Source organism: Sporosarcina sp. GTC18466 (assembly GCF_055389225.1).
In genome coordinates this window covers 1,526,147-1,548,456 of the sequence record NZ_AP044037.1, presented here as the reverse complement: position 1 = coordinate 1,548,456, position 22,310 = coordinate 1,526,147, and the positions used below count along the sequence as shown (strand labels likewise).

Sequence of the window (22,310 nt, the reverse complement as noted above, 5' to 3'; positions counted from 1 at the left end):
ATTCCCTCCATTATACTTGGTTCCACTCCCCGTCGTAAATGAATTCAGTCCAAAACAAATAGAACGCCGAATGAAAGAGGTGAAAACATGGAGACATTCATACTCGCCGTCCGCAAAGAGGAGCGGCTAGTACGCGAGGCAGTGCGGGAAAGACCTGCCGGATACGCGGACCAGCTGCAAGGAATCCTGCCCCATATCGAAGAGGGCCATATTTCATTCCGCATCAGGCAGGGGGCACCTTCGGACGTCAACGGGCGCATCGTCAAAGCACTTGAATCGCTGAACGTGCAGGCGGAGCCGCGGCAGATGAACATCCTGCTCGAGAGGCCGCCGCTTGTAAAATCCCTGCGCTAAAGAATAAATTCCATTCACAAAATCGGGTACAGTATGATAGAATGGTAATAATAATCGGAAAATTCGATACGGAGGGAGAACGATGTTATCAGTTCAGCGAATGATGCCGTTTTTTACTAGTCAGGAAGATTTCCGTCTGCGCCTCGTATTTGCGTATCAATATTTCTCGATCATTAAAGGAGGGGAAGTCTATCAATTTGTCCCGAATGAAGGGAAGGAGATCATCGTCAACATGAAGAGCCTCCAAGTCGAGAACCTTGGGGAAGTGTTCGTCTTCCAGCGGGGCAGCCGCTTCATCCGCCTCCCGCTCTACCAGCTGCTCGTCATTTCCGATCTCCATCTTCATTTATCCAGCATGCTCGAAGAAACATTCAAACTGACAATCAGCCCGCCGGAAAGCGTCATCGAGGAAGCGTCCCGCCTTACAACGGAACTTGAAGCCGCAAACCGGCAGCACATGATCGATTACGCACTTGAAACTCAAAATCGCACCCTATTCAATGAACTGACGGAAGGAATGCACTGATCGTGGATACTCAAAAAGGATAAAAACACTTATCGGAAAAAGTTCCCGGTAAGTGTTTTTCTATTGGGAAAAGAGGGTATATAGCAAGAGGCTTGCTTACTAAGCTATGAAAATATGAAGGACTAAAACGAAAATCGTTGATCCTGCGAGGCCGAAAAGGAAGTCTTGCCAGGTGAATCGATTGTTTTCTTCTTCTTTCAATCAAATCCGCTCCTTTGTCAATTTCCCGGGAAATGAAGTGAAATATCGCTCATGGGAGGAAATAAGGGATGCAAGATTTTAGCGTTTCCTGCCCGATTGACCACTCGCGGGCACGCTATGGACTTGCGCTCTGCCTCTTTGTGCTCGTTTATTAGCAGTAATCTGCCCAATTTCATCCTATTTCATTCACAGCCATTGAAAATCATGGGCAGTTTGATAAAGTAGGATTATAGGAAGTTGCAAGGTTCGGCAGAAAATCGCAGAAAGGATTGTCGCTATGTTTTTTGATTTCAAGTATTGGCATTTCGTGACCCGTCCGCGTGAGCTGGCCCTCAGCCTCCAGACGTCCGAAATGCGCAGGTACAACATGCGGGTCGTGCTCGTCCTGCTGGCAGGATTGCTTGTGTTCGCTGCTCGCAATGTGTGGGGGTGGGGAACGGAATCGCTGACACCGCTGCTCGTCACGATGTCGCCCGAGAATTATACGGTGGCGCGGATCGCTTCGCTTGCTGGAATCCTCATCTGGGCGCTTGTCTATTTTGCATTCCATTATTACGGCATTTCATACATACTCAGTTTCATCACAAAAATACCTTATCAGCAGCTGCTACCCCTGCAGCTTCTCGTAACCGGCATTTTGCTGCTGGAGAAGGCGCTGCTCTTTTTTGTGTTTGCAGTGAAAGGCATGACAGCGAGCGTCTCTTTCCTGTCATTCGGTCCGCTTGCGGCAACGATTCTCGAAAACTGGTATTTGATTTTTTTCCTGAATCAATTCAGCATCACGACCGCGCTAATCGTCGCCATCCAGTATTCGTACATACGGGGATTCGGACTTGCGAAAGGGCGTTATCTCATTTGGGCGCTCATCGGATTGCAAGTCATCTTGGCACTGATCACGGCGGCGGTCGGCTTCATTCCGTTCGAATCGCTGTTTGATAAGATGACGGGAGGTGGTTTGTGATGAAAAAGCGTTTTAGCATCACGATCGCCGTCGTTGTGAGCCTTTTCATCGGCGTCAATGCATTCCTGCTGTTTTCAAAAGACAGCAAAATCCAGAAATCCGTATACGTGCCGAAGTATGAGCGCGTGACGGAAGGCGATTTCAAGGAGACTCTTCCAAAGCAAGGCCTGATCGCGCCCCGGGAAGTATATACGGTCTACGTGGGCAATGAAGACGCGATTGATACATGGCTCGTGAAAGAAGGCGGCCAGGTGCAGGCGGGCGGCGAAATCGCGACGCTTCGGGCAGGCAGCAAAGAGGACCAGATCCGCGCATGGGAGGCGGAACAGGAAGGCCTCCTCCGCCAGCAGATCACGGTCGAGAGCACGCTTTCCTCCTTGCAGGCGGAACGCATGGGTGCAGGCGGCAACGGTTCGACTATCGATGCAACTGCAGGCGACACGGATATCAATATCAACGTCGAGGTCACCGGCATGTCGGACGGAGCATATGCCCAGGCAATTGCGGATACGGAGCGGGAACTAGCGGAAATTGAGCGGAAGCTGGCAGTCCTCGAGATGCAGCTTTCGAATCCGGAGGCAGGCGCGCTCTTCAGCCCTGCAGATGGCGTCGTTTCGGCTATTAACCGGCATGGAGCGGTTGTGTCGGCTGATCTGTTTAGCGAAGACAAGGAGATTGTCACCTACGTCGATCTGAAAGAGTGGCAGAAAATAGAGCCCGGAGATGAAGCGGTCATCCAGAAAGACTCGCTCGGCGGCACATTAAGCGGGACGGTCGTTTCCGTCGCGGAAGTGCCTGCTCCTCAATCAGAGTGGACAGACGCATATGAAGCGCTTGATCCCGGGCGAAGCAAAAACCCGCTCGAGCGGTATGAAGTACGGCTTGCCGCAGAAGAAGGCATGCCCGAAATCCCGTATGGCGCGAATGTCAATACGGTCGTCACCGTGAACGAAGCGGAAAACGCTTTGTCCGTCAAGCGCCACTGGCTGACGGGCTTGCGCGACGAGCAGGCATCCGTCTGGGTGATTGACGAAGACGGCCGTGCGGCGAAAGCGGATCTCAGCGTTCCATTCGTCTACCAGGGAAGAGCCATAGTCACGGACGGCCTGTCAATCGGCGATGTTGCGTTTGACAGCGGAAGGAGAGGGCCTCTTGCGGAGTTGAGGGAGTCCGCACCGGTCTTCCTGCCGATGCCTCTTGAAGCGCCATCGAAGGAAGCGTGGAAGTCGTTCGGCTGGAAAGATTATGTGAGACATATGTTTATACGGTGAGAGAGCGGTCCTGAAAGGGGCCGCTTTATTTGTTTTACTGAAACTTTTCGTTCTATTCGCCCGTCAAACCTTTATACTTAATAGAGTGGTAGAAAAGGGGCTGTTGGGATGAAAAAAGGGTTGATTGCACTACTATTCTTGTTAGTGGCTAGTTGTTTTATTCGCACAGAGACAGGACAGGCAGCCGGTTCTTCAGGCGGCCGCCTCATTGCGCTGCATGACCGGATCCTTCCGCTCACGGATATTCGCGTCATAGAAGGCGATACCGTCGCAGCGCTCGACGAGATGGCGCGCTTCTTGTATATGCCGGTGGAGAATGAAAAAGGGAAAATCGTCATCCGCAAGTACGGGACCGAGCTCAGCTTCGACCCGAAGACCGGCGTTACGGCAAAGGACGGCGAAAGCCTGAAATTCACGCCAATCCGGCAGCTGGACGGCAAGACGTTCATCAGCGTCAAGTACATCGCGCGAGAACTCGGCTTCGAGCTTCATTATTTCCAGAATGAAAAAACGATCCGCATCTACCGGGACAGCTACCCGCATGTAACGCATGAGGAATTCGAGAAAGTCATCGCCGCATTCCGTGCGAAGCAAGAGGCGGAAAAGCCGAAACCGGAGACATCTTTAAAGCCGGATACCGCTTCGAAACCAGCACCGGGGAAAACACCGAAACCGGTGAAAACGCAAAAGCCTGTACCGGGTAAGACCGCAAAACCGAAACCCGCAACTCCAGGTGAAACGACCGTCTACTTGACATTCGACGACGGGCCGAATAAATTCACGACTACGAATCTAGCGACGCTCAAAAAGCATGACGTGCGCGCCACATTCTTCTTCCTCGGCAAACATATGAAGACCTATCCGAAAATTGTGGAAGCGGCAGCGAACGACGGGCACTACATCGGCTCCCATGGCATGACGCATGATAAGGAGCTCGTCTACAAATCGGCTGTCGACTTCATCAAAGAAATGGACGACAGCACGAAATTGATCAAACACATCACCGGCAAAGAGACCCATCTCGTCCGCGTCCCGTATGGCAGCAAGCCGCACGTCACGCCGGACATGCAAAAGAAACTCACCGCCGGCCATTACAAAATGTGGGATTGGACCGTCGACTCAAATGACTGGCGCTACACCGAAAAAGAGGCCGGCCAGATCATCGAGAATGTGAAAAAGGGCGTGGCTGACGCCGCCAAAGCGGGAGACCGCAACATCGTCATCCTCCTCCACGACCGCGTCCAAACAACAAAAGCCCTCCCCGCCATCATCGAATGGCTCCAGCAAGAAGGCTACCAGTTCGCAAAATACGAGCCGGAGCATCATATCGTAAAGAACTTCCTGCATGATCAGACACTTTAAAAACCGCCTGAGGGCGGTTTTTTGCGTTGAGAGCGGAGCGGGGCGAAGTGAGTAATGAGGGGTGGAAAGTGAGCAATGAGGTGGCGGATGTGAGCAATGAAGCCGGGAAATAAGCAATGATGCGCGAGAAGTAAGCAATCGGGTGGCTGTAGGAAGCAATAAGGGTCATAAAGTAAGCAATAGTCTTGCCTGGATGAGCAGGCGTGATCGGTCAAGCGGAGTGCTGGGCGAAGTGAGCAATGAGGGGTGGGAAGTGAGCAATGAGGTGGCTGATGTGAGCAATGAAGCCGGGAAATAAGCAATGAGGCGCGAGAAGTAAGCAATCGGGCGGCTGTAGGAAGCAATGAGGGCCGTAAAGTAAGCAATGGTCTTGCCTGGGTGAGCAGAGGGAAACGGTCAAGCGGAGTGCTGGGCGAGGTAAGCAATAGCCATCGATTCACGGCAGGCTGTATGAAGTAAGCAATCCCCCCCTTCGAAGTAAGCTATGAGAGCTGATAAGCAAGCAATGCCGCCTGCAAAGGAATCAATGAATCCTTTGAAACTAGCAATCCCTCGTTATTAAGAAGCAACGATCATTCAATTGGACGCAATCTGCCCCTTCATGTTTTATCAAGCCTGAGGAGGGAACTCCAAAAAAGAATAGATAAATAGAAAGGGGGAGGCAGATGGCAGGAAAACGACTATTCCAGATCATCGCCATACTGTTCCTTGGATTTTTGATTCACCCGGGAGAGGGGGAGGCGGCGCAGCAGCGTCTGCTGGGCTTGCATGACCGCATTTTGCCGATTGACGATATCCGCGTGACGCATGGAGACACGAAGGTGCCGCTTGAGGAAATCAAGGGTCACTTATACCTTCCCGTCGAGACGAAAGATGGGCAAGTGGTCTTTGAGAAATACGGCAAGGTGTATGCGTTCAATCCGAAGACAGGCAAAACATCGCGGGGCGGCGTGGAACTGGGATTTCAGCCGATGGAGCAGATTGATGGAAAAACGTATATCAGTGTAAAATTCATCGCCCAGGAAGTCGGGTTGAAATTCTATTATTTCAAGCCGGAAAAAACGATACGCATCTATCGGGATCGCTATATCAGCAAAACGCATGAGCAGTTCAAACAGGTGATTGAAGCCTACCGGGCTAAGCAGAATCAAGGCAGCGAGAAGCCGCCTGTCGCCGGAACGAAAGGGAAGACGGTTTATCTGACGTTTGACGACGGCCCGACCGAGTATACGTTGACCAATGTGAAAACGCTGAATCGATATGGCTTGCCGGCGACGTTCTTCTTTATCGGAAATCAGATGAAGCGCAATCCTTCCATCGTCAAAAAAGTGGCGAGTGAGGGATTTTATATTGGATCGCATAGCATGACACATAATGAAAAGGTATTGTACAGTTCGACAAAAAATTTCATGAAAGAAATGAATGACAGCTTTTCGATCATTGAGAAGATCACCGGAAAACCGAGCCAGCTAGCGCGCGTTCCGTACGGCAGCAAGCCGTGGGTGACGCCTTCCATGCGGAAGCAGCTGAAGGCGAACGGCTATAAGCTGTGGGACTGGAATGTCGATTCGAATGATTGGCGCTATAATGTCAGCGGGGTCGATCAGATCATCGCGAATGTTAAAAACGGCGTCCGGAAAGTGGATCGCCGGGGCGGCAAAAATATTGTCATCCTGATGCACGACCGGGTGCAGACGACGAAAGCACTGCCGTCGATCATCGAATGGCTGAAAGCGGAGGGCTATTCCTTCGCAGAGTACGACCCGGATCATCATGTCGTCATGAATTTCTTTAATGATCGGCAATTGTAAAGAGGCGGCAAGGGCGCTTGGGTGCCCTTGCTGCTTTATTTTTGGAGGAGGGCGCTTGTGCATGTTCCGGCAATTAATTGCGTTAGCCTAGCGATAATCAAAAGCAAATCCGCGAATTTTGCAAGCCCTTAGCTAAGCGAGTCTTTAAACAAAACATCAGTCTTCCCGCACAAACCGCCATAAACTTAAATTTATCACCAAACGGAGAAACTTCTTTCTCGTAAACTACTTCCACATACTCCTAAAGAACCAAAACTCCCTTCCCCTCCAACAGTTCCAATTCCACGTTTATCCATACAACCATTTAACCAACCAAGCAATTACGTTACATACCCTTTGAACGATTTTTCTGAAAAGTATACAGCTATAGCACTTCCGGGTATTTTCAATCTATTTGTAATGTGCTATCTTTTGAGAGCATCACTAACTTTATTTCAATAAGGGGGAAGATCGAGTGGAGAAAGCTAGATTCACTAAGCTGTTCAGCACGTTTCTGGCGTTCGTCATGGTGTTTTCACTCATGCTGCCAGGATTTGCGTCGGCAGATGAGCTGAAAGCGGCGAATTCGCTGAAAACGGAAGCGCTTTCAAAGTCAGAAGCTGTCAAAGCTGACGATATGTCTGCGTCCGCGCTGAAGAAGTCATTCAAGCAGGCGGAGCAGAGCGAAAGCGTCATGCAGCAAAAGGCGGCGATCGCAGAGCAGCTTAATTTGCTCGGCGGCGAAGCAAAGCTGCACGAACAGCTTCAGAACGTGACAGGGGCACAGGATGTGGCAGTCATCATCCATCTATCCGAACGCTCCGTAGCTCTTGAAGAGGGGATCAAGAAGCTGCAAGGGCAGCAATTGTCCAGTGCAGAAGCACAAGCCATCAAGCAGAAGACACGTACGCAGCAGATCAACGTGAAAAAGCAGATGGCTGTGAAAGGGATTCATTTCTCCGAAGGATTTTCCTATGACACGGTCCTGAACGGCATGTCCGGGACTGTGAAGGCAGATGACCTGCCGAAACTATTAGAAATTGATGGCATCAAACTCGTAGAGCCGGATACGATCATGTATGCATCGGATCTCGGCAAAGCGAAAGCGGCATCGAAATCCAATGCGCTGAAAAAGCCGGCGCCCGGTTCCGACCTTGTGGACAAGCTGAAGCCGTCGCCAGGCGAAATGAAGCCGGCGATGGATACGAGTATCAAGTTCCTCGGCATTGAAAGACTTTGGGCAGAAGGCTATGAAGGCCAAGGCATCAAAGTCGCTGTCCTTGATACAGGGATCGATAAGGACCACCCGGATTTCGCGGGCATCTACAAAGGCGGCAAAAACTTCGTTCCGCATAACGGCAACGACTATGCACGTCCACGCAACGATGATGACGGTTCCGAGACATCTCCGAAAGACCGTCCGGCGAATAAACCTGAATTCGACGCAGACGGCCGTGCCTTCTACACATCCCACGGCACGCACGTTGCAGGAACCATCGCCGCAATCGGCAACAACCCGTACGGCATCAAGGGGATCGCACCGAAAGTGGACCTTTACTCGTACCGCGTCCTAGGCGCATACGGCAGCGGCTCGACTTCCGGCATCATCAAAGCGATCGACACGGCAGCAGCCGAAAAGATGGACGTCATCAACCTGTCGCTCGGCGGCGGACAGAACGTTGAAACAGACGGCGCTTCGTTTGCCATCAATAACGCGATGCTCGCAGGCACGATTGCAGCCATCGCAACAGGCAACAGCGGTCCGAACCGCGGCACGATGGGGACTCCGGCGACTGCCCGTCTTGGAATCGGCGTCGGGAACACGACAAACCCGGAAGCCCACTACGACGGCGACGTAACAGTCAAAGCGGGCGACTACAGCTTGTCGAAGAACATCAAGCTCATGGCAACACCATTCGGCAAGGATTTTGCTTCCCAGCTGTCTGGCGAGTTTGACATCGTCGCAGTGCCTGGGCTCGGAAAGCCTTCCGATTATGCAGGACTTGACGTGAACGGCAAAGTGGCACTCGTCTCCCGAGGCGAGATCGCATTCGTCGATAAGATTGCGGCAGCGAAGGACGCAGGAGCGGTGGCGATCATCGTCCACAACTTCGCAGGCGGCACGGGTGCACCGGGTCCTTCCGGCACATTCATCGGCGATTCATTCGACTACATCCCGGCTTTTGACATGTCGCAGACTGATGGAGACGCCATCCGCGCGGCACTGAAAAATGCACCGGGCAAAGTGTCATTCGGTTCATTTAATCAAACCTTGACGGCTGGCGACGAAGTGAACAACTCCAGTTCACGCGGACCGTCCCGCCCGAACTTCGACATCAAACCTGACGTTACGGCGCCAGGAACGAACATCATGTCGACAATTCCGATGTACAAAGCAGATTTCCCGGATGCGGACTACAGCGAGGCATTTGACCGCAAAACCGGAACATCGATGGCAACTCCACATATCGCAGGCGTCGCGGCACTCGTAAAGCAAGCGAACCCGAGCTGGTCGCCATTCGACGTGAAAGTCGCGCTATCGAACACGGCGAAACTGCTGGACAAGGAAAAATACGATGTGTTCTCGCAAGGCGCAGGACGCGTGCAGCCTTACGAAGCGGCGCACCCAAGCATCCTTGCTTACGCGCTAGACACAGCAAACAATGACGGAACAACTGTCGAGAACGTGAAAGGGACGGTCACATTCGGCCCGCAGAAGCTCGACAAGGATATCTCCGTCACAAAGCAGATCAAAGTGAAAGCGATCAAAGGCGGCGGCACGTATAATGCCACTGTCGAAACGACGAAAGGATTTGGCGACGCGAAAGTGACGATCGACAAGCCGACATTCACATTGTCCGGCGAGCAGATCTTGAACGTCACGTTGACTGCATCCAAGCAAAACACGAAAGCCGGCGATGAAATTCTCGGCTATATCCACATCACTGGCAATGGCTCAGCGATTTCCTTGCCATTCGCAGCTGATTTCAGCGGCGCAGCAGCACCGACAACTGAAATCAAGAACATGTCCATCAGTGAAACTGACCTCTCCTTCAACGGAGACGGCGTGAAAGACGAAGCGGTGCTCAAGTTCACGATCACAGGCGACGTCGGCACGAACTTCATTGAAATCTGGGACATCATGGACCCTGACGGCGGCGTATACGGCGATGGCTACATCGGCTACTTGCACGCAGGCGCTTCTCTCAAAGCGGGCTCGTATACACTGACGATCAAAGGCCAGTACACGCCGTGGTCGGGCGATGCAGCAACAACGATTCCGGACGGCCTGTACACGATCGATTACACTGCGGAAGCTCCTAGCGGCACGATCAGCGACTATGTTGGACCAGTCGTCGTGAAGTCTGCAGCAGGCACGATCACAGGCGCAATCGAAGGCAAGACAGCGACTGGCGCAATCGATGACGCGTACATCGGGTACCAGCAGGAACTTGAATTGTACGACCTCGGCTACGACATCAACACGAAGCTGAAAGCGAAATACGAAGTGAAGGAAGGCGAAGAGACAGTTTCTGCGGGCGATATCAAGCTTGAGCAGGACGGCTCGTTTACATTCGAACTTCCGGAACTTGATAAAGCGAAGCAGTCCGTCATCGTGAAATACGAAGACGCAGCTGGCAATAAAGCAGAGGAAACCATCTACAATGCAGGCGACCAGGCGGATGACGAAATCTCGGTCAACCACGAATCGCTTACGGTAGCAGTCGGCGGCACTGAGCAGCTGACAGTGACAGTGACAGAAACGAAGCCGGACGGCACGAAAGAGGACAAGGACGTAACGGCTGACGCGACATTCGCTTCCGCGGATGAAACGATTGCGACAGTAGAAGCAGGACTTGTCACTGGAATCGCTGCAGGCACGACAGACATCACAGTCACGTACAAAGAATTCACGAAGACGATCCCGGTCGAAGTAACAGCAGAAGCTGAAGACAAGATCTCGTATTCCGTGAATAAAAAGAGCGTCACGCTTGGCGCAGGCCAGCAAGAGCAAGTGAACGTCACGAAGACGATCGAGAAAGCGGACGGAACGATCGTGACGGAAGACGCGACGGAAGACGCTTCCTACAACGTCGTCAACAACAAGATCGCGAAGATCCACAAAGGCTTGATCACAGCAATCAAACCGGGCAAGACGCAGGCGCGCGTAATGATCCCTGGCGAAGAGACGATCTTCGTCGACATCGAAGTGACGCCTGAAGCGAAAGACATCGTCACGTATTCCGTGAACAAGAAGAACATGACGCTCGGCGTCGGCCAGCAGGAACAGCTTTTCGTCACAGAAACAACGGAAAAAGCGGACGGCACGGTTGTTGAAAAAGACGTAACCGGCAACCTTCGCTACAACGTCGTCAACAACAAATACGCGACAGTCCAAAAAGGCGTCGTTACGGCGAAAGCGGTAGGGAAGACGCAAGTGCGCATCCAGGTCCCAGGCAATGAAGACATCTACGTCTACCTGGATGTCGTAAAGCTTCCGCAGAACATCGTTACGTATTCTGTTGACAGAAACCACCTCACTGTAGGCGAAGGCCAGCAGGAGCAGCTGTTTGTCACGGAAACGACAACGACACCTGAAGGGAACGTCACAGAGCGCGACGTCACTGGATTCGGCACATACAAAGTGATCGACAACACCGTCGCAACAGTGAAAAAAGGCCTTGTCACAGGCATCAAAGCCGGCAAGAGCCAAGTACAGATCGTCATCCCTGAAAAGGAAACACTTTTCGTCTACGTCACCGTAACGGAAAAACCGCAAAACACAGTCACATACAAACTGAGCGAAACGGAGCTTGCCATGGAAGTCGGCCAGCAGCACCAGCTTAAAGTGACTGAAATTACGACGGCGCCGGACGGGAAGAAGACGAAGCGCGATGCAACAATTGATACGAAGTTCCAAGTCGTCAACAACAAGATTGCGAAAGTGCAAGTCGGCCTCCTCACTGCTTATGAAGCAGGCATGACGCAAGTCCGCGTCACATTGCCGAACGGTGAGATGGTTTATGTCTACCTGACTGTGTCGGAAAAAGCGGCAGCACCTGATACAATCTCGTACACTGTGAATCAAACTGATTTTGCCCTCACGGAAGGCGAAACGGCGAACATTACAGTGAATGAAACGACAACGAAAGCGGACGGCACGAAGACGGACCGCGACGTGACTGCGGAAGCGGCTTATGCGGTTGCGGATGCAGCGGTTGCTTCGGTTGATGGAGGTGTCGTAACTGCCATCGGTGCAGGTGTGACGGCAGTGACAGTCACATACAAAGACTTCAATGCAACTGTGAATGTCGAAGTTGCAGCGGCTCCGAAAGAGACAGTGGAGTATGGTCTTAATCGAGAAAACCTTCATTTGACAGTCGGCGGTCAGGACTTCTTGCAAGTTCAACAGACGACAATGCATGTGAACGGAGAAACAACGGTCGCCGATATGACAGCGGACGCTTCATACGAAACGGCGGATCCATCCGTCGTGACAGTTGACCGCGGCGCCGTAACAGCGGTAGGCGAAGGTGCAACAACCATCACTGTGAAGTATGCGGATTTCGTCGGTACAGTCATGGTGACAGTCGAAGCGGCACCAGTCGTTCAAACACCATCCCACGCAATTACAATGGACAGCATCGCGCACTTCTTGAACGATAAGAAAGCGAAGCAGATCATTGTCGACCTGATTGGAATGGAAGAGACGGCGGAAGTTCAAATCGATGCGTCTACGCTGCAGGCAATCAAAAAATCGAAGAAAGATCTCGTCATCAACAGTGGCGGAGCAGTCTTCACATTCGAAGATGATGCTGTCGAAGAAATGCTCGACCGTGCACGCGGCGACGTCACGATTGCTATCAGCAAATCAGACGCAAGCTACATGCCGGAAGCCATTTCTCATATGTACACGCTTGAATTCTACAGCGGCTTCGGCGACGCAAAACAGCAATTCAGCAAATTCGACGAAGATATCGAGATCATCATCCCAGTCGACGAATCAAAAGTACTGCGCTCGAACAAAGTGGCAGTGAAGAATGTCACTACAGGCAAAGTACTGAAAGCGAAGCTGAAAAAAGGCCAATTCTCCTTTGAAACAGAGAACGCCGGCAGCTTTGTAGCCATCAATAACTAAGGCTGCGACCCCCTTCCCGGGTGTGGGAAGGGGGTTCGTTGATTGACTGGGCTTCAGGTGAGTGAAAGAAGCAAAAAGAGCGGAAAGGTTGCAATATCCTTCAAGAAATAAGCAACGGACGGCCGTTAGGAAGCAATAGTGGTATTCAAACAAGCAACAGGAATCTTTTCGAAGCAATGAACAGCTGAAAAGAAGCAATCCGGGTTTTATGATAAACGTGAATGTGGGGGCATTCACCAAATTACTATGAATCAAGCATATTTCACGTTTACATGCTTCCCAATCGTGTATAGTAAGTTAATAGACTTCTATTGGAACGGCCACGGAACACATGAAAGGATGTGCATCCAAGATGAATCAGGCAGAACATGCGGAACGGCTTCTCGAGGAGAAGGCCGCGCAGAAACGCCTCGCACGCTATACGAAGAAAAAATACAAAACGACGTCCAAATCCCACAGCGATTATATTGTCCTCGACTTTGAAACAACCGGATTCCGCGCCGGCGCGGATCGCATCATCCAGATTGGCGCCATCAAATTTGAGAATCATGAACAGACCGAGTATTTGAACACATTGATCAACCCCGAACGCCATATACCAGGCAATATCACGAAGCTCACCGGCATCTCGAATGATATGGCCAGGTGGGCGCCGAGAATCGAAGAGAAAATCGACGAGCTGATCGACTTCATCGGCGACCTGCCCATCGTCGCCCACAATGCCGCGTTCGACATGAGTTTCCTATACGCCCTCGATAATCTAGAAGGCGTCGAAATCCCGGTTTACACGGTCATCGACACCGTGAAACTCGCCCGCAAAACGATAACAGAAACGCCGAACCACAAACTCACGACCTTGACCGCTTTCCTGGAACTCGAGCACGACGCCCACGACGCATTCGGCGACTGCCTCGCCACTGCTGCGATCTACCAATATTGCACAAACGCCAGCTGCTGAGCATGGCGTTTTTTGGTTGGGGGAGATGAAGTGAGCAATGTGGCGTGTAAAGTAAGCAATGCTGCGTGAAAGTAAGCAATCCAGCCGCCGAAGTAAGCAATCCGCCGCGGGAAGTGAGCAATGGGGGCGGATAGTGAGCAACAAGCCATGAAAAGTAAGCAATGGTCTGCTGGTTTGAGCTCGGCTGCCAGTAAGTAGCAACGCAGGTTGGAAAGTGAGCAATGATAGAGTGAAAATGAGCAATCTAATCGGCTAAGCAAGCAATCCCCCTTTGTAAACGAGCAATCATTGCATGTAAATGAGCAATCAATTCTCAATACGAAGCAATCACGCATCCATCCTGAAGAAGTCTTTACATCATAAACCTCTCCAAATCCGGGATTTGCCCGAAAAAATCCACTTTTTCCGTCACTTTAAAGCAAAACAGCCTCTGAAAACTCGAGTGTCATCCAGTATGTTCCATTTATGATTAATATATAGTAAACTAAGTAAGGAGGTGAATATGATGTGATCTACAAAAAACGGAGCATGCCCGAACAGATGAAGGGATTTCTGGCGCTGAATAAACGATTGCCGCTCCACCATCCGCAGCGACCGTACGTCAATCGCAAGCTCTATCAGTACCAGGCTGGCTATGCGGGGGAGCGCGAGTTTGACCGATACCTCACCGAGTTTAAACCGGATTATCCATATGCCATCCTGCATGATTTGACGTTGCAGCACGACGGCACCTTTTTTCAAATGGACTCTGTCTTGCTCACACCTGCCGGCATCCTGATCGCAGAAATCAAAAACATTGCGGGCAAAGTGTTCATCAAGCCGGAGCCTCTTCAGTTCATCAAGGAGCCGCCGGAAGGGGAGCGGAAGGCAATGCGCAATCCCATCACGGAACTGGAACGCAAAGTCTATCATCTATCGCACTGGCTTCGCCAAAGGGGCTGGAATGTGCCCATCCGGACCATCGTTGTTTTTGCTTATGAAAATGAATTGATATTCGAGACTGAACCGCCAGTCGATGTCCTATTCACCTATGAGGTACCGGCGTATTTGCGGAAACTTCCGGTGGATCATCGATTGACGAAACAGGATATCAAGGGGATTGCCAAGCAATTAAGACAAGAGGACAGGCCGTACTGTCCGGAGCCGCTCGCCGTGCAGCTCGCTATACCGTCCGGCGATATCCAGACAGGGATCCCTTGCCCTGCATGCGAATCCCTGGAGATGAAACGTACTCGCAGAACGTGGCAGTGCCCGCACTGCGGCCATGAAGGCAAGGCGGAACACGAGGGAGCTATCCATGAGTGGTTCTTGCTGTTCGGCGACAGATTGACGAACAGGGATTTCCGGCGTTTTGTAAAACTTGAAAACCGGAACACTGCCCGCGTTCTCCTCTCGAAAAGCGGCCTGAAGCTGATTGGCACCAGGAACCAAGCCTACTATATCCGCGAATAAACTCCTCATCCATTCTCCCCATCGCGCAAAGCACCACGTTGCCAAGCAGAAGCCTCAGCGCGCGACATATCCTCGATTATTAGCAATGACTTCTTTATATGAAGCAATCGCGGCTCGTAAGATCGCCCCCCGCGTATGCAATGAAGCAATAGGTCCCTCAAAAGCAGCAATCATCTTTGAAATGAAGCAACTGTCATTTGATAGTAAGCAACACCCTCCGCCAAGCAAGCAATCCACCTGTCAATCTAAGCAAACATTGCCGTAAAGTAAGCAATCCTGCCCAAAATCCTCCGCCCGCCGCTCCTGAAATCATGTATAATCAAACCAAACGCCATGAATTTGCCATACATTGATAGAAAGGAGCGAACGCATATGCAAAATAATCATCAACCCGCAGGCGAACAGCCGTATACGCCCGATCCGCGGTACAGGATCGCGCACCGTGAAGCGTGGATCGGCATCGGCCTGGCGCTCGTCAACTTCATCTGGTGGTTCGGGTTCGCCTATGGGCTCGGCAACCGTGCACCTGAAGACTATACATACATTCTCGGCCTGCCGGACTGGTTCTTCTACAGCTGCGTCGTCGGGTTCATTCTCGTGTCTGTGCTCGTCATCGTCGTCACGAAATTCTTCCTGACAGACATGCCGCTGGACGCAGATCCGGAAGCACCGGAAAAGGAGGGGCCGTATACGCCATGAACATCGCAGTCATCATTCCGCTCGTCATCTTCCTGATCGGGATCTTCGCCATCGGCTTCATCGCCTCGAAACAGATGAGCTCGGCGGGCGGATTCCTCCAGCAATACTTCCTCGGCGGGCGCGAACTCGGCGGCTTCGTGCTTGCGATGACAATGGTCGCGACATACGGCAGCGCGTCCAGTTTCCTCGGGGGGCCAGGCACCGCCTATACGGTCGGTTTCGGCTGGATCCTGCTCGCCATGTCGCAGGTCGTTACGGGCTATTTCGTATTGCTCATTCTCGGCAAGAAGTTCGCAATCCTAAGCCGCAAATACGACGCCGTCACGATGATCGACTTCCTGAAGGCGCGCTATAACAGCCCGGCGGTCGCAATTTTGAGCGCCGTCGCCATCATCGTCTTCCTGTTCTCCGCCATGACCGCGCAGTGGGTCGGCGGGGGGCGTCTCATCGAATCACTCACGGGCATGCAGTACACAAGCGCGCTGTTCATCTTCGCAATCAGCGTCCTCGTCTACGTCACGATCGGCGGCTTCCGCGCAGTCGCGCTGACGGATGCGGTCCAGGGCGCCATCATGGTCGTCGGCACGCTCGTCCTGCTCGTCGGTGTCATCATTGCGGGAGGCGGCGTGCCCGCGATCATGCAGGATCTGTTAAATGAAAACCCGCGCCTCGTCACGCCGTACGGGGCAGATGGCTCGCTTACCGCGGCCTATGTATCGAGTTTCTGGATCCTCGTCGGGGTCGGCGTCGTCGGGCTTCCGCAGATGGCAGTCCGCGCAATGAGCTACAAGAGCACGCGCGCGATGCACCGCGCGCTCGTCATCGGAACGGTCGTCACCGGCTTCATCATGCTCAACATGCACCTGATCGGCGTCTTTGCGCGTCCCGTGCTGCCGGGCATCGACGTCGGCGACAAAGTCATCCCGCTCATCGCGCTGGAAGTGCTGCCGCCGTGGCTCGCGGGCATTGTCCTCGCCGCCCCGATGGCCGCCATCATGTCCACTGTCGACTCGCTGCTGTTGCTCGTCAGCTCGGCGGTCGTCAAAGACGTCTACCTGAACTTCATCAAACCGAACGCGACCGAAAAAACGGTAAAACGGATGAGTTTCGGTGTCACCGGCCTGCTCGGAATCATCGTCTTCCTGCTCGCCCTGCAGCCGCCCGACTTGCTCATCTTCCTGAACCTGTTTGCGTTCGGAGGACTCGAAGCCGCCTTCATCTGGCCGGTCGTACTCGGACTGTACTGGAAACACGGCAACAAATACGGCGCGCTGCTCAGCATGCTCACCGGCATCGGCGCCTACATCGCCATCCACTTCTACAACCAGGCGAACGGCAACCTGCTCGGCGTCCACACCGTGACATTGCCTGTCGTCCTGTCGCTCATTGCGTATGTAGCGGGAAGTCTTGCGATCAAGCGGGAGGCGTATCGGTTTTAAGGAATGAAAAGCGGATTTCCGGGGGAGAGAATCCGCTTTTTACATTGTGTAAAAATAATTTTTACAAGCGGGTCTTTAAACGATATAATAGGGTATAGTAAGGAAAAGGAGGCGGCACATATGGATTTTTTTCAAAATAGAAAAAGTATCGGGGAGCACCTGACAAATCATATACGCCAGAAGGGGTACACAAAGACATCACTCTCCAAGATGGCTCAGATTTCGCGTCCGACGCTTAATCAGATTTTGGAGGGTACCAGCCCCAATCCTAACTTGTATAACCAGCAGCTGATGAAGATCACGAGTTGTTTGGAAGTGCCTGCCGATTATTTTATTTCTCCTCATCCCGAAAGGCCTGAACAATGGCAGCTCGCTACGATTCAGTATTCAGACAGATCACCGGGCATGGAAAGAAGCGCCTGGAGCCAGGAGTTACTCGGAGACCTGGATGACCTCTTAACAGTCGCCGCTTTCTATATTAAGGAGTGATCTTGTGAGGATAACACGTAAAAACCTGGATGAAACAGTGCGGATCAACCGGGAAATCAGGAAGGAGATTGATCAACATATCGCTTATATATGGAAATTTGTTGCGAAATATGGGGCGCTGTCGCCTGAAAAACAAGCCATTCATATATTAAAAGAAAATCATCTAATCCAGTTGCCGATCCCGGATGCCGATTGGGGCGGTGCACTGAAAAGACTGCCGAATGGGGTGATGATTCCTGTCATCAATACAGCACAGCCCAGAATGTACCAGTACTTTATAGGCTGGCATGAAATCTATCATCTGACCGAAAGTGGATCTGCAGGGGCGCATTTCTCCCATGAAATCTCAACTGAATTACAGCTGACAGAAAGAAAAGCCGATTACTTTGCGAGCAGAATGATGATGAATGATAAAGTGTATGAGTACTTCTATCGATCGGAAACCGGCCCCTTCATTCATCGGATTGCAAGGTGCATGGACGCATTCAAGGTCCCTTACAAAGGGGTGCTGATTGAGCTGTATGAATCAGCCATTCAATTTGAAGACGAAGAACTGCAAACGGAAATCACCGAGCATTTTGATATAACGTTCGACTGGCATAGAATCTTTCAAGAGCTGTCGTTAGACGTGGCTTTAGTTGAACCGACCTTTATCGTGGATATAAGTGAACTTAAAAGCCTGGCTCATCAGAAAAGCGAAGGCTCGCCGGATGATCGCGCATATCAGGAAACTAGAGGACTGATTGATGAGATAGAGAGGAAATTTCTCATGGTGAAAGGGAACCTGGAAAATGGAGGACACTGAGAGGCTGCATCGAGTATTTTCGCTTCTAACGATAAAGAAGTCCGTGTCTTGATACTCGATACTAACAACATCGAATTTTGCTGCCAGCATCAGGACGTGTTTCCTCCCGAGGAAGTGGCCAAAAACTACGATGTCGTGCTTGTGCCGGAATGGGTGCATGCAGAAATCTCCCATAGTGAACGCCGCCTGCAATATCTGGCGGCCATCCCCGCACCGCTTTTTGTGTTGAATGAGGCAGAAGACTATTCCAGGCTCATAAACTATCAAGATTATCGTCTTCTTCAGCTTTTTAAGCATGCATGCAGTTCTATGGACAGAGCACGCAAGATTTGCGGGCAATTAAATACGTATTACCTCAAGCATGATGATCTGCCGGAGGACTGGATTCTGTACTTGCATTTGAAACCACGATGTCCACGAAGTTGATAGAAGGTGTGCCAACTGAGGTTGAATTGAAAAAGAATGCAGGAGAGACCTCGATCTTAGTGTTGGCATATCTGATCTGTCATCGGTATGCCAGCAAAGTAAGGCAGGTCACCATATTTTCTAGTGATAAAGGAAGCCTGACGATCAAGCAAAGAATCATGGAGAATCTCGATAAAATAGAGTTGGTGCATACCTCTTCCATCCCCATCAGCTTTAAAAGTACAGATGTATTGTTAGTGGAGGCTGTAAGGGATGGTAGATTGACAGTAGGGGACATAGCCAGTATCCGAAAGAATCCAAAGACGGTGATTTATACGAAGCAACTGGGTGATATGACGTCCTGGAGAAGGGAAGATGTCAAGGGAACTCCTGAATTCATGGATATCCTCCAATCTATTGATGAATATCACATTGAGTTTTAATCGTGAGCTTTCTGATTGGCATGCCGGAAACATACTTTCGCATCAATGAAACAAGTGTACTTCCTCATGACGTGTGGTACAATATGCATAGAATAACATGGACCGGGTGCTGCGAACACCCAGTCATGGCTAGCGGCCCCGCGAAAGCGCGGTCGGCCAGAATCGAAGAGTTGTACAAAGAGTAATCACCCTTTCAGCCGGTCAGCGGAGGGTGGTTACTTTTTTCTGTCGGTGAACAGCACGATGACCGCCACAACCGTCGTCACAGCTGTCGCCATCGCCACGAAAAACTGGATCAGGATGCTGATCGCCTCGTATGTTCCCATGAGCATCACCCTCTTTCAGAGGAGTGCCAACCGCCCATCCGCCTGCCGCCGCTCTCTTAAGTCTATCATTTCTGTAATAGAAAAGCGAACATATATTCTGGTTTGCTGGTTGGGAAATTGAAATGCAGGCTGTGAATGCAGCAACCTTGCCCACCGGCGTCGCAAGCAATCCGCTGAACATGCCAAGCAATTCCGCGAACGTCGCAAGCGGGCGCTTGAACATCCCAAGCCCCACCCCGTTTACTGGTCAAGTGCATGCAGCGCGGCGGTGTACGTTCAAATAAGGGAAGCTCCGCGTACGTCCCAATCCGCCATTCCACCGCAATAACACCCATGACGCAAAAAAGCTCCGGTCAGCGTTCAGCCACCGGAGCCTATTCCTTCAATTATTTCTTGACTTTTACATAGCGGCTGTAGACATACGCTTTCTTGCCCTTGTACTCGATCTCGTACCAGCCTTTTTTATTCCCAAGGATTGTCACTTCAGTATTCTTGGAGACGGCTCCGACAATCTTCCCATAGTTGGAAGGATGGGAACGCACGTAGAGGCTGTGCGTGGAGACGGTGCCGACTGTCGCTTTCGGGCCTGCGGGCTTTTCTGGTTTTGGTGCCGGTTTGACCGGTTTAGCTGAATCCTTGTCAGGTTTCACTGCCGGTTTGCCCGGCTTAGCTGTATCCTTGCCAGGTTTTGCTGCAGGCTCTTCCGTTCCACCCTTGTCCTCAGGTGATGCCGGCTGCTTCAGCGCTTCTGCCAGAGCCACGTAGAACTCGCCTGTCGTCTTGAGTTTCGCAAACTGCTTTTCATCCACGCCCGCTTTTTCGGAGAGTGTGTGGATCAATTCAGGCGTCAAAGCTTCAATTGCATTGATGGATGCGATGTTCGTGTACTTTCCGTCCTCTGTCGCTGGTACTGTCAGAATCCCTTTGTTGACGAGCTCCGCGACAGCCTTGTGGGCAGGAGAGGATAGGTCGACACCGACGATCTTCCAGTTTTCCTGAGGAACTGGCGTATACTCGCCTTTCATCTCTTCCTTCAGATACTTGATGGAGAGGTTGCGGATCGTGCCGCCTGTCTCGCCATATGCACTCTCGTCCTTCGAAGACCACAGCATGTTGAACTTGCGCCCTTCCAGCGCCTGTCCTGGAGAAACGAGGAAGTCCATCCGGTAGGAATTCATGCCGAGTTTGAGCGGCTCATCCATCGTAATCGGCATGCCGTCAAGCGTCGTCAGGTTCTTGATGCGGCTGCCCGGCTGTTCGGACAGGTCGATGTCGTATTTGACGTTGCCGAAGTAGTCGTTCGTGCTGTATTTCGAGGAACGGCGCTTCTTGTCAAAACTAATCGTGACGTCGCCCGGTTTCGAGCTGTTGAAGTAGCCGACCGCCCATTCCATGTAATCTTTCAAATCTTGGCCGGTCACTTCATAGACGGAAACCTCGCCGCCTGCGAACTGATAGTTATACGCGATATCCTTCTTCTTGATCGGACCGACATCGAGCTTCGCTTTATCGTTGTCGATCTGATGAGCGACGACGTCAGCATCACTGTAATGGAGCATCACTTCATGGAAGAAGTCCGAAAGCGGCGTTTCCTGCACATGCACCGCAGGGATGCCTTTGATTTCATCCGCCGGAACCAAGTTCATGCCTTTCAACTGGCCGATGACGACGTTGGCATCCGCCCGGGCGAAATCATGGAACGTCTGAAGTTTTTCTTCCAATTCCTTATCCGACTCGGCAACAGTGCCATCCGCGGACTTGACAGGGATCGCCTTCGCGTCTTTGTCGATCAGCTTGAACTCGCCGTCCTTCTGCTCGAACGACAAATCGATTTGGGAGACATGCGTTCCGTATTTATTCGGTTCTGTAATCAAGACACCATTGACGATTTCCTTTTCGATCAGCACATGGTTGTGGCCGCCAAAAATAGCTGCCAGTTCGGGTGCTGCGTTCGCAACGTCGCGTACACCTGTACCCGGGATACCGTTCTCGTTTTCAAGACCCATATGCATGATGCCAATCATGACATCGACTTTGCCTTCCAATTCCTTGACGACTTTTTTCGTTTCATCTACCGGGTTCTTCACCTACCGGGTTCTTCACCACCAGGCCATCGAGATGATCGGTGCCTTTTTCGAATTCGACGATCAGCGGTGTCACCATGCCAATGACTCCGATCTTCACGCCTTCTCTTTCAAAGATCGTGTAGGCGGGCAAGAAGCGCTCTCCGTTCTCGTAGTAAACATTTCCGGCAAGTTTCACGCCGTTATACTGGCTTGAGATCTTTTCAAGCGTCTCCAGGCCAAAGTTGAACTCATGATTTCCGTAGGACCAAGCATCAAATCCCATTTCATTGAGGGCCTTTGTCATCGGAGACTCCGGCTGATCATTGAAGAGCTCAGCTGAGTTATCCTGGATCAAGTCCCCGTTATCAAGCAAAATCATATTCGGATTCTTTGCACGCACGTCTTTGATGATCGTATGCAACTGCGTTAGACTTCCGCTTGGATTCGGACCATCCACTGCATAATCCCACGGCATGAAGCGGCCATGGATATCAGACGTGGCAAGCAGCGTGACCTTTACCTCCTTTTCCGCGGCGCTCGCAGGAGCCGGGGCACTGATGGCAGCCGTGCTGAACAGCAGCAGACATGCCGTGACAAATGTGAAAAACCTTTTCATTATATAAT

16 protein-coding genes and 1 pseudogene are annotated in these 22,310 nt (G+C 51.6%); 15 read left to right on the top strand and 2 right to left on the bottom strand.

What is annotated here, in order from left to right; translation table 11 throughout:
* The first annotated feature begins 87 nt into the window (after positions 1 to 87).
* The 15 genes from ACZ5FK_RS07415 to ACZ5FK_RS07345 all read left to right on the top strand — a co-directional run bounded on the left by ACZ5FK_RS07415 (position 88) and on the right by ACZ5FK_RS07345 (position 19,294).
* Positions 88 to 354, top strand: a complete 267-nt coding sequence (locus ACZ5FK_RS07415; RefSeq protein WP_464807255.1) for a hypothetical protein — start codon at positions 88 to 90, stop codon at positions 352 to 354.
* Between the two features lie 82 nt (positions 355 to 436).
* Positions 437 to 880 (top strand): transcriptional regulator, encoded by a 444-nt coding sequence (locus ACZ5FK_RS07410; protein WP_464807254.1) that lies wholly within the window; start codon positions 437 to 439, stop codon positions 878 to 880.
* 478 nt (positions 881 to 1,358) lie between these two features.
* Positions 1,359 to 2,042, top strand: coding sequence for a hypothetical protein (locus tag ACZ5FK_RS07405; RefSeq protein WP_464807253.1), 684 nt, complete (start codon positions 1,359 to 1,361; stop codon positions 2,040 to 2,042).
* A complete protein-coding gene (locus ACZ5FK_RS07400; RefSeq protein ID WP_464807252.1) occupies positions 2,042 to 3,313 on the top strand; it encodes an efflux RND transporter periplasmic adaptor subunit in 1,272 nt (423 codons plus the stop codon). Before ACZ5FK_RS07405 ends, ACZ5FK_RS07400 begins: the two co-directional genes overlap by 1 nt.
* 108 nt (positions 3,314 to 3,421) lie before the next feature.
* The gene (locus ACZ5FK_RS07395) at positions 3,422 to 4,675 is read left to right on the top strand and encodes a polysaccharide deacetylase (RefSeq protein ID WP_464807251.1); all 1,254 of its coding nucleotides are present in this window, start codon (positions 3,422 to 3,424) and stop codon (positions 4,673 to 4,675) included.
* A gap of 665 nt (positions 4,676 to 5,340) precedes the next feature.
* Positions 5,341 to 6,486: a polysaccharide deacetylase family protein gene (locus ACZ5FK_RS07390; protein WP_464807250.1), complete on the top strand. Its 1,146-nt coding sequence runs from the start codon at positions 5,341 to 5,343 to the stop codon at positions 6,484 to 6,486.
* Positions 6,487 to 6,940: 454 nt separating this feature from the next.
* Positions 6,941 to 12,604: a S8 family serine peptidase gene (locus ACZ5FK_RS07385; RefSeq protein ID WP_464807249.1), complete on the top strand. Its 5,664-nt coding sequence runs from the start codon at positions 6,941 to 6,943 to the stop codon at positions 12,602 to 12,604.
* A gap of 352 nt (positions 12,605 to 12,956) precedes the next feature.
* Complete coding sequence (locus ACZ5FK_RS07380; protein WP_464807248.1) at positions 12,957 to 13,562, top strand: 3'-5' exonuclease; 606 nt, start codon at positions 12,957 to 12,959, stop codon at positions 13,560 to 13,562.
* Between the two features lie 507 nt (positions 13,563 to 14,069).
* Positions 14,070 to 15,014 carry an NERD domain-containing protein gene (locus ACZ5FK_RS07375; protein WP_464807247.1) on the top strand — a complete coding sequence of 315 codons (945 nt, stop codon included), beginning with the start codon at positions 14,070 to 14,072 and terminating at the stop codon, positions 15,012 to 15,014.
* Positions 15,015 to 15,386: 372 nt separating this feature from the next.
* Entirely contained in the window at positions 15,387 to 15,713 is a 327-nt protein-coding gene (locus tag ACZ5FK_RS07370; protein ID WP_464807246.1) for a YhdT family protein, read from the top strand.
* Positions 15,710 to 17,152, top strand: a complete 1,443-nt coding sequence (gene panF / locus ACZ5FK_RS07365) for a sodium/pantothenate symporter (RefSeq protein ID WP_464807245.1) — start codon at positions 15,710 to 15,712, stop codon at positions 17,150 to 17,152. The genes ACZ5FK_RS07370 and panF overlap by 4 nt, the downstream gene beginning before the upstream one ends.
* A gap of 120 nt (positions 17,153 to 17,272) precedes the next feature.
* Complete coding sequence (locus ACZ5FK_RS07360; protein WP_464807244.1) at positions 17,273 to 17,641, top strand: helix-turn-helix domain-containing protein; 369 nt, start codon at positions 17,273 to 17,275, stop codon at positions 17,639 to 17,641.
* Between the two features lie 4 nt (positions 17,642 to 17,645).
* Positions 17,646 to 18,446: an ImmA/IrrE family metallo-endopeptidase gene (locus tag ACZ5FK_RS07355; RefSeq protein ID WP_464807243.1), complete on the top strand. Its 801-nt coding sequence runs from the start codon at positions 17,646 to 17,648 to the stop codon at positions 18,444 to 18,446.
* 48 nt (positions 18,447 to 18,494) lie between these two features.
* Positions 18,495 to 18,872, top strand: coding sequence for a hypothetical protein (locus ACZ5FK_RS07350; RefSeq protein WP_464807242.1), 378 nt, complete (start codon positions 18,495 to 18,497; stop codon positions 18,870 to 18,872).
* Positions 18,869 to 19,294 (top strand): hypothetical protein, encoded by a 426-nt coding sequence (locus ACZ5FK_RS07345; protein ID WP_464807241.1) that lies wholly within the window; start codon positions 18,869 to 18,871, stop codon positions 19,292 to 19,294. Before ACZ5FK_RS07350 ends, ACZ5FK_RS07345 begins: the two co-directional genes overlap by 4 nt.
* A 712-nt stretch (positions 19,295 to 20,006) precedes the next feature.
* Here the strand turns inward: ACZ5FK_RS07345 and ACZ5FK_RS07340 are convergent.
* Both ACZ5FK_RS07340 and ACZ5FK_RS07335 read right to left on the bottom strand, forming a co-directional pair.
* Positions 20,007 to 20,162: an SH3 domain-containing protein gene (locus tag ACZ5FK_RS07340; RefSeq protein WP_464807395.1), complete on the bottom strand. Its 156-nt coding sequence runs from the start codon at positions 20,160 to 20,162 to the stop codon at positions 20,007 to 20,009.
* A gap of 192 nt (positions 20,163 to 20,354) precedes the next feature.
* Positions 20,355 to 22,302, bottom strand: a pseudogene (locus ACZ5FK_RS07335) (bifunctional metallophosphatase/5'-nucleotidase); the annotation flags it as partial.
* Positions 22,303 to 22,310: the final 8 nt, after the last annotated feature.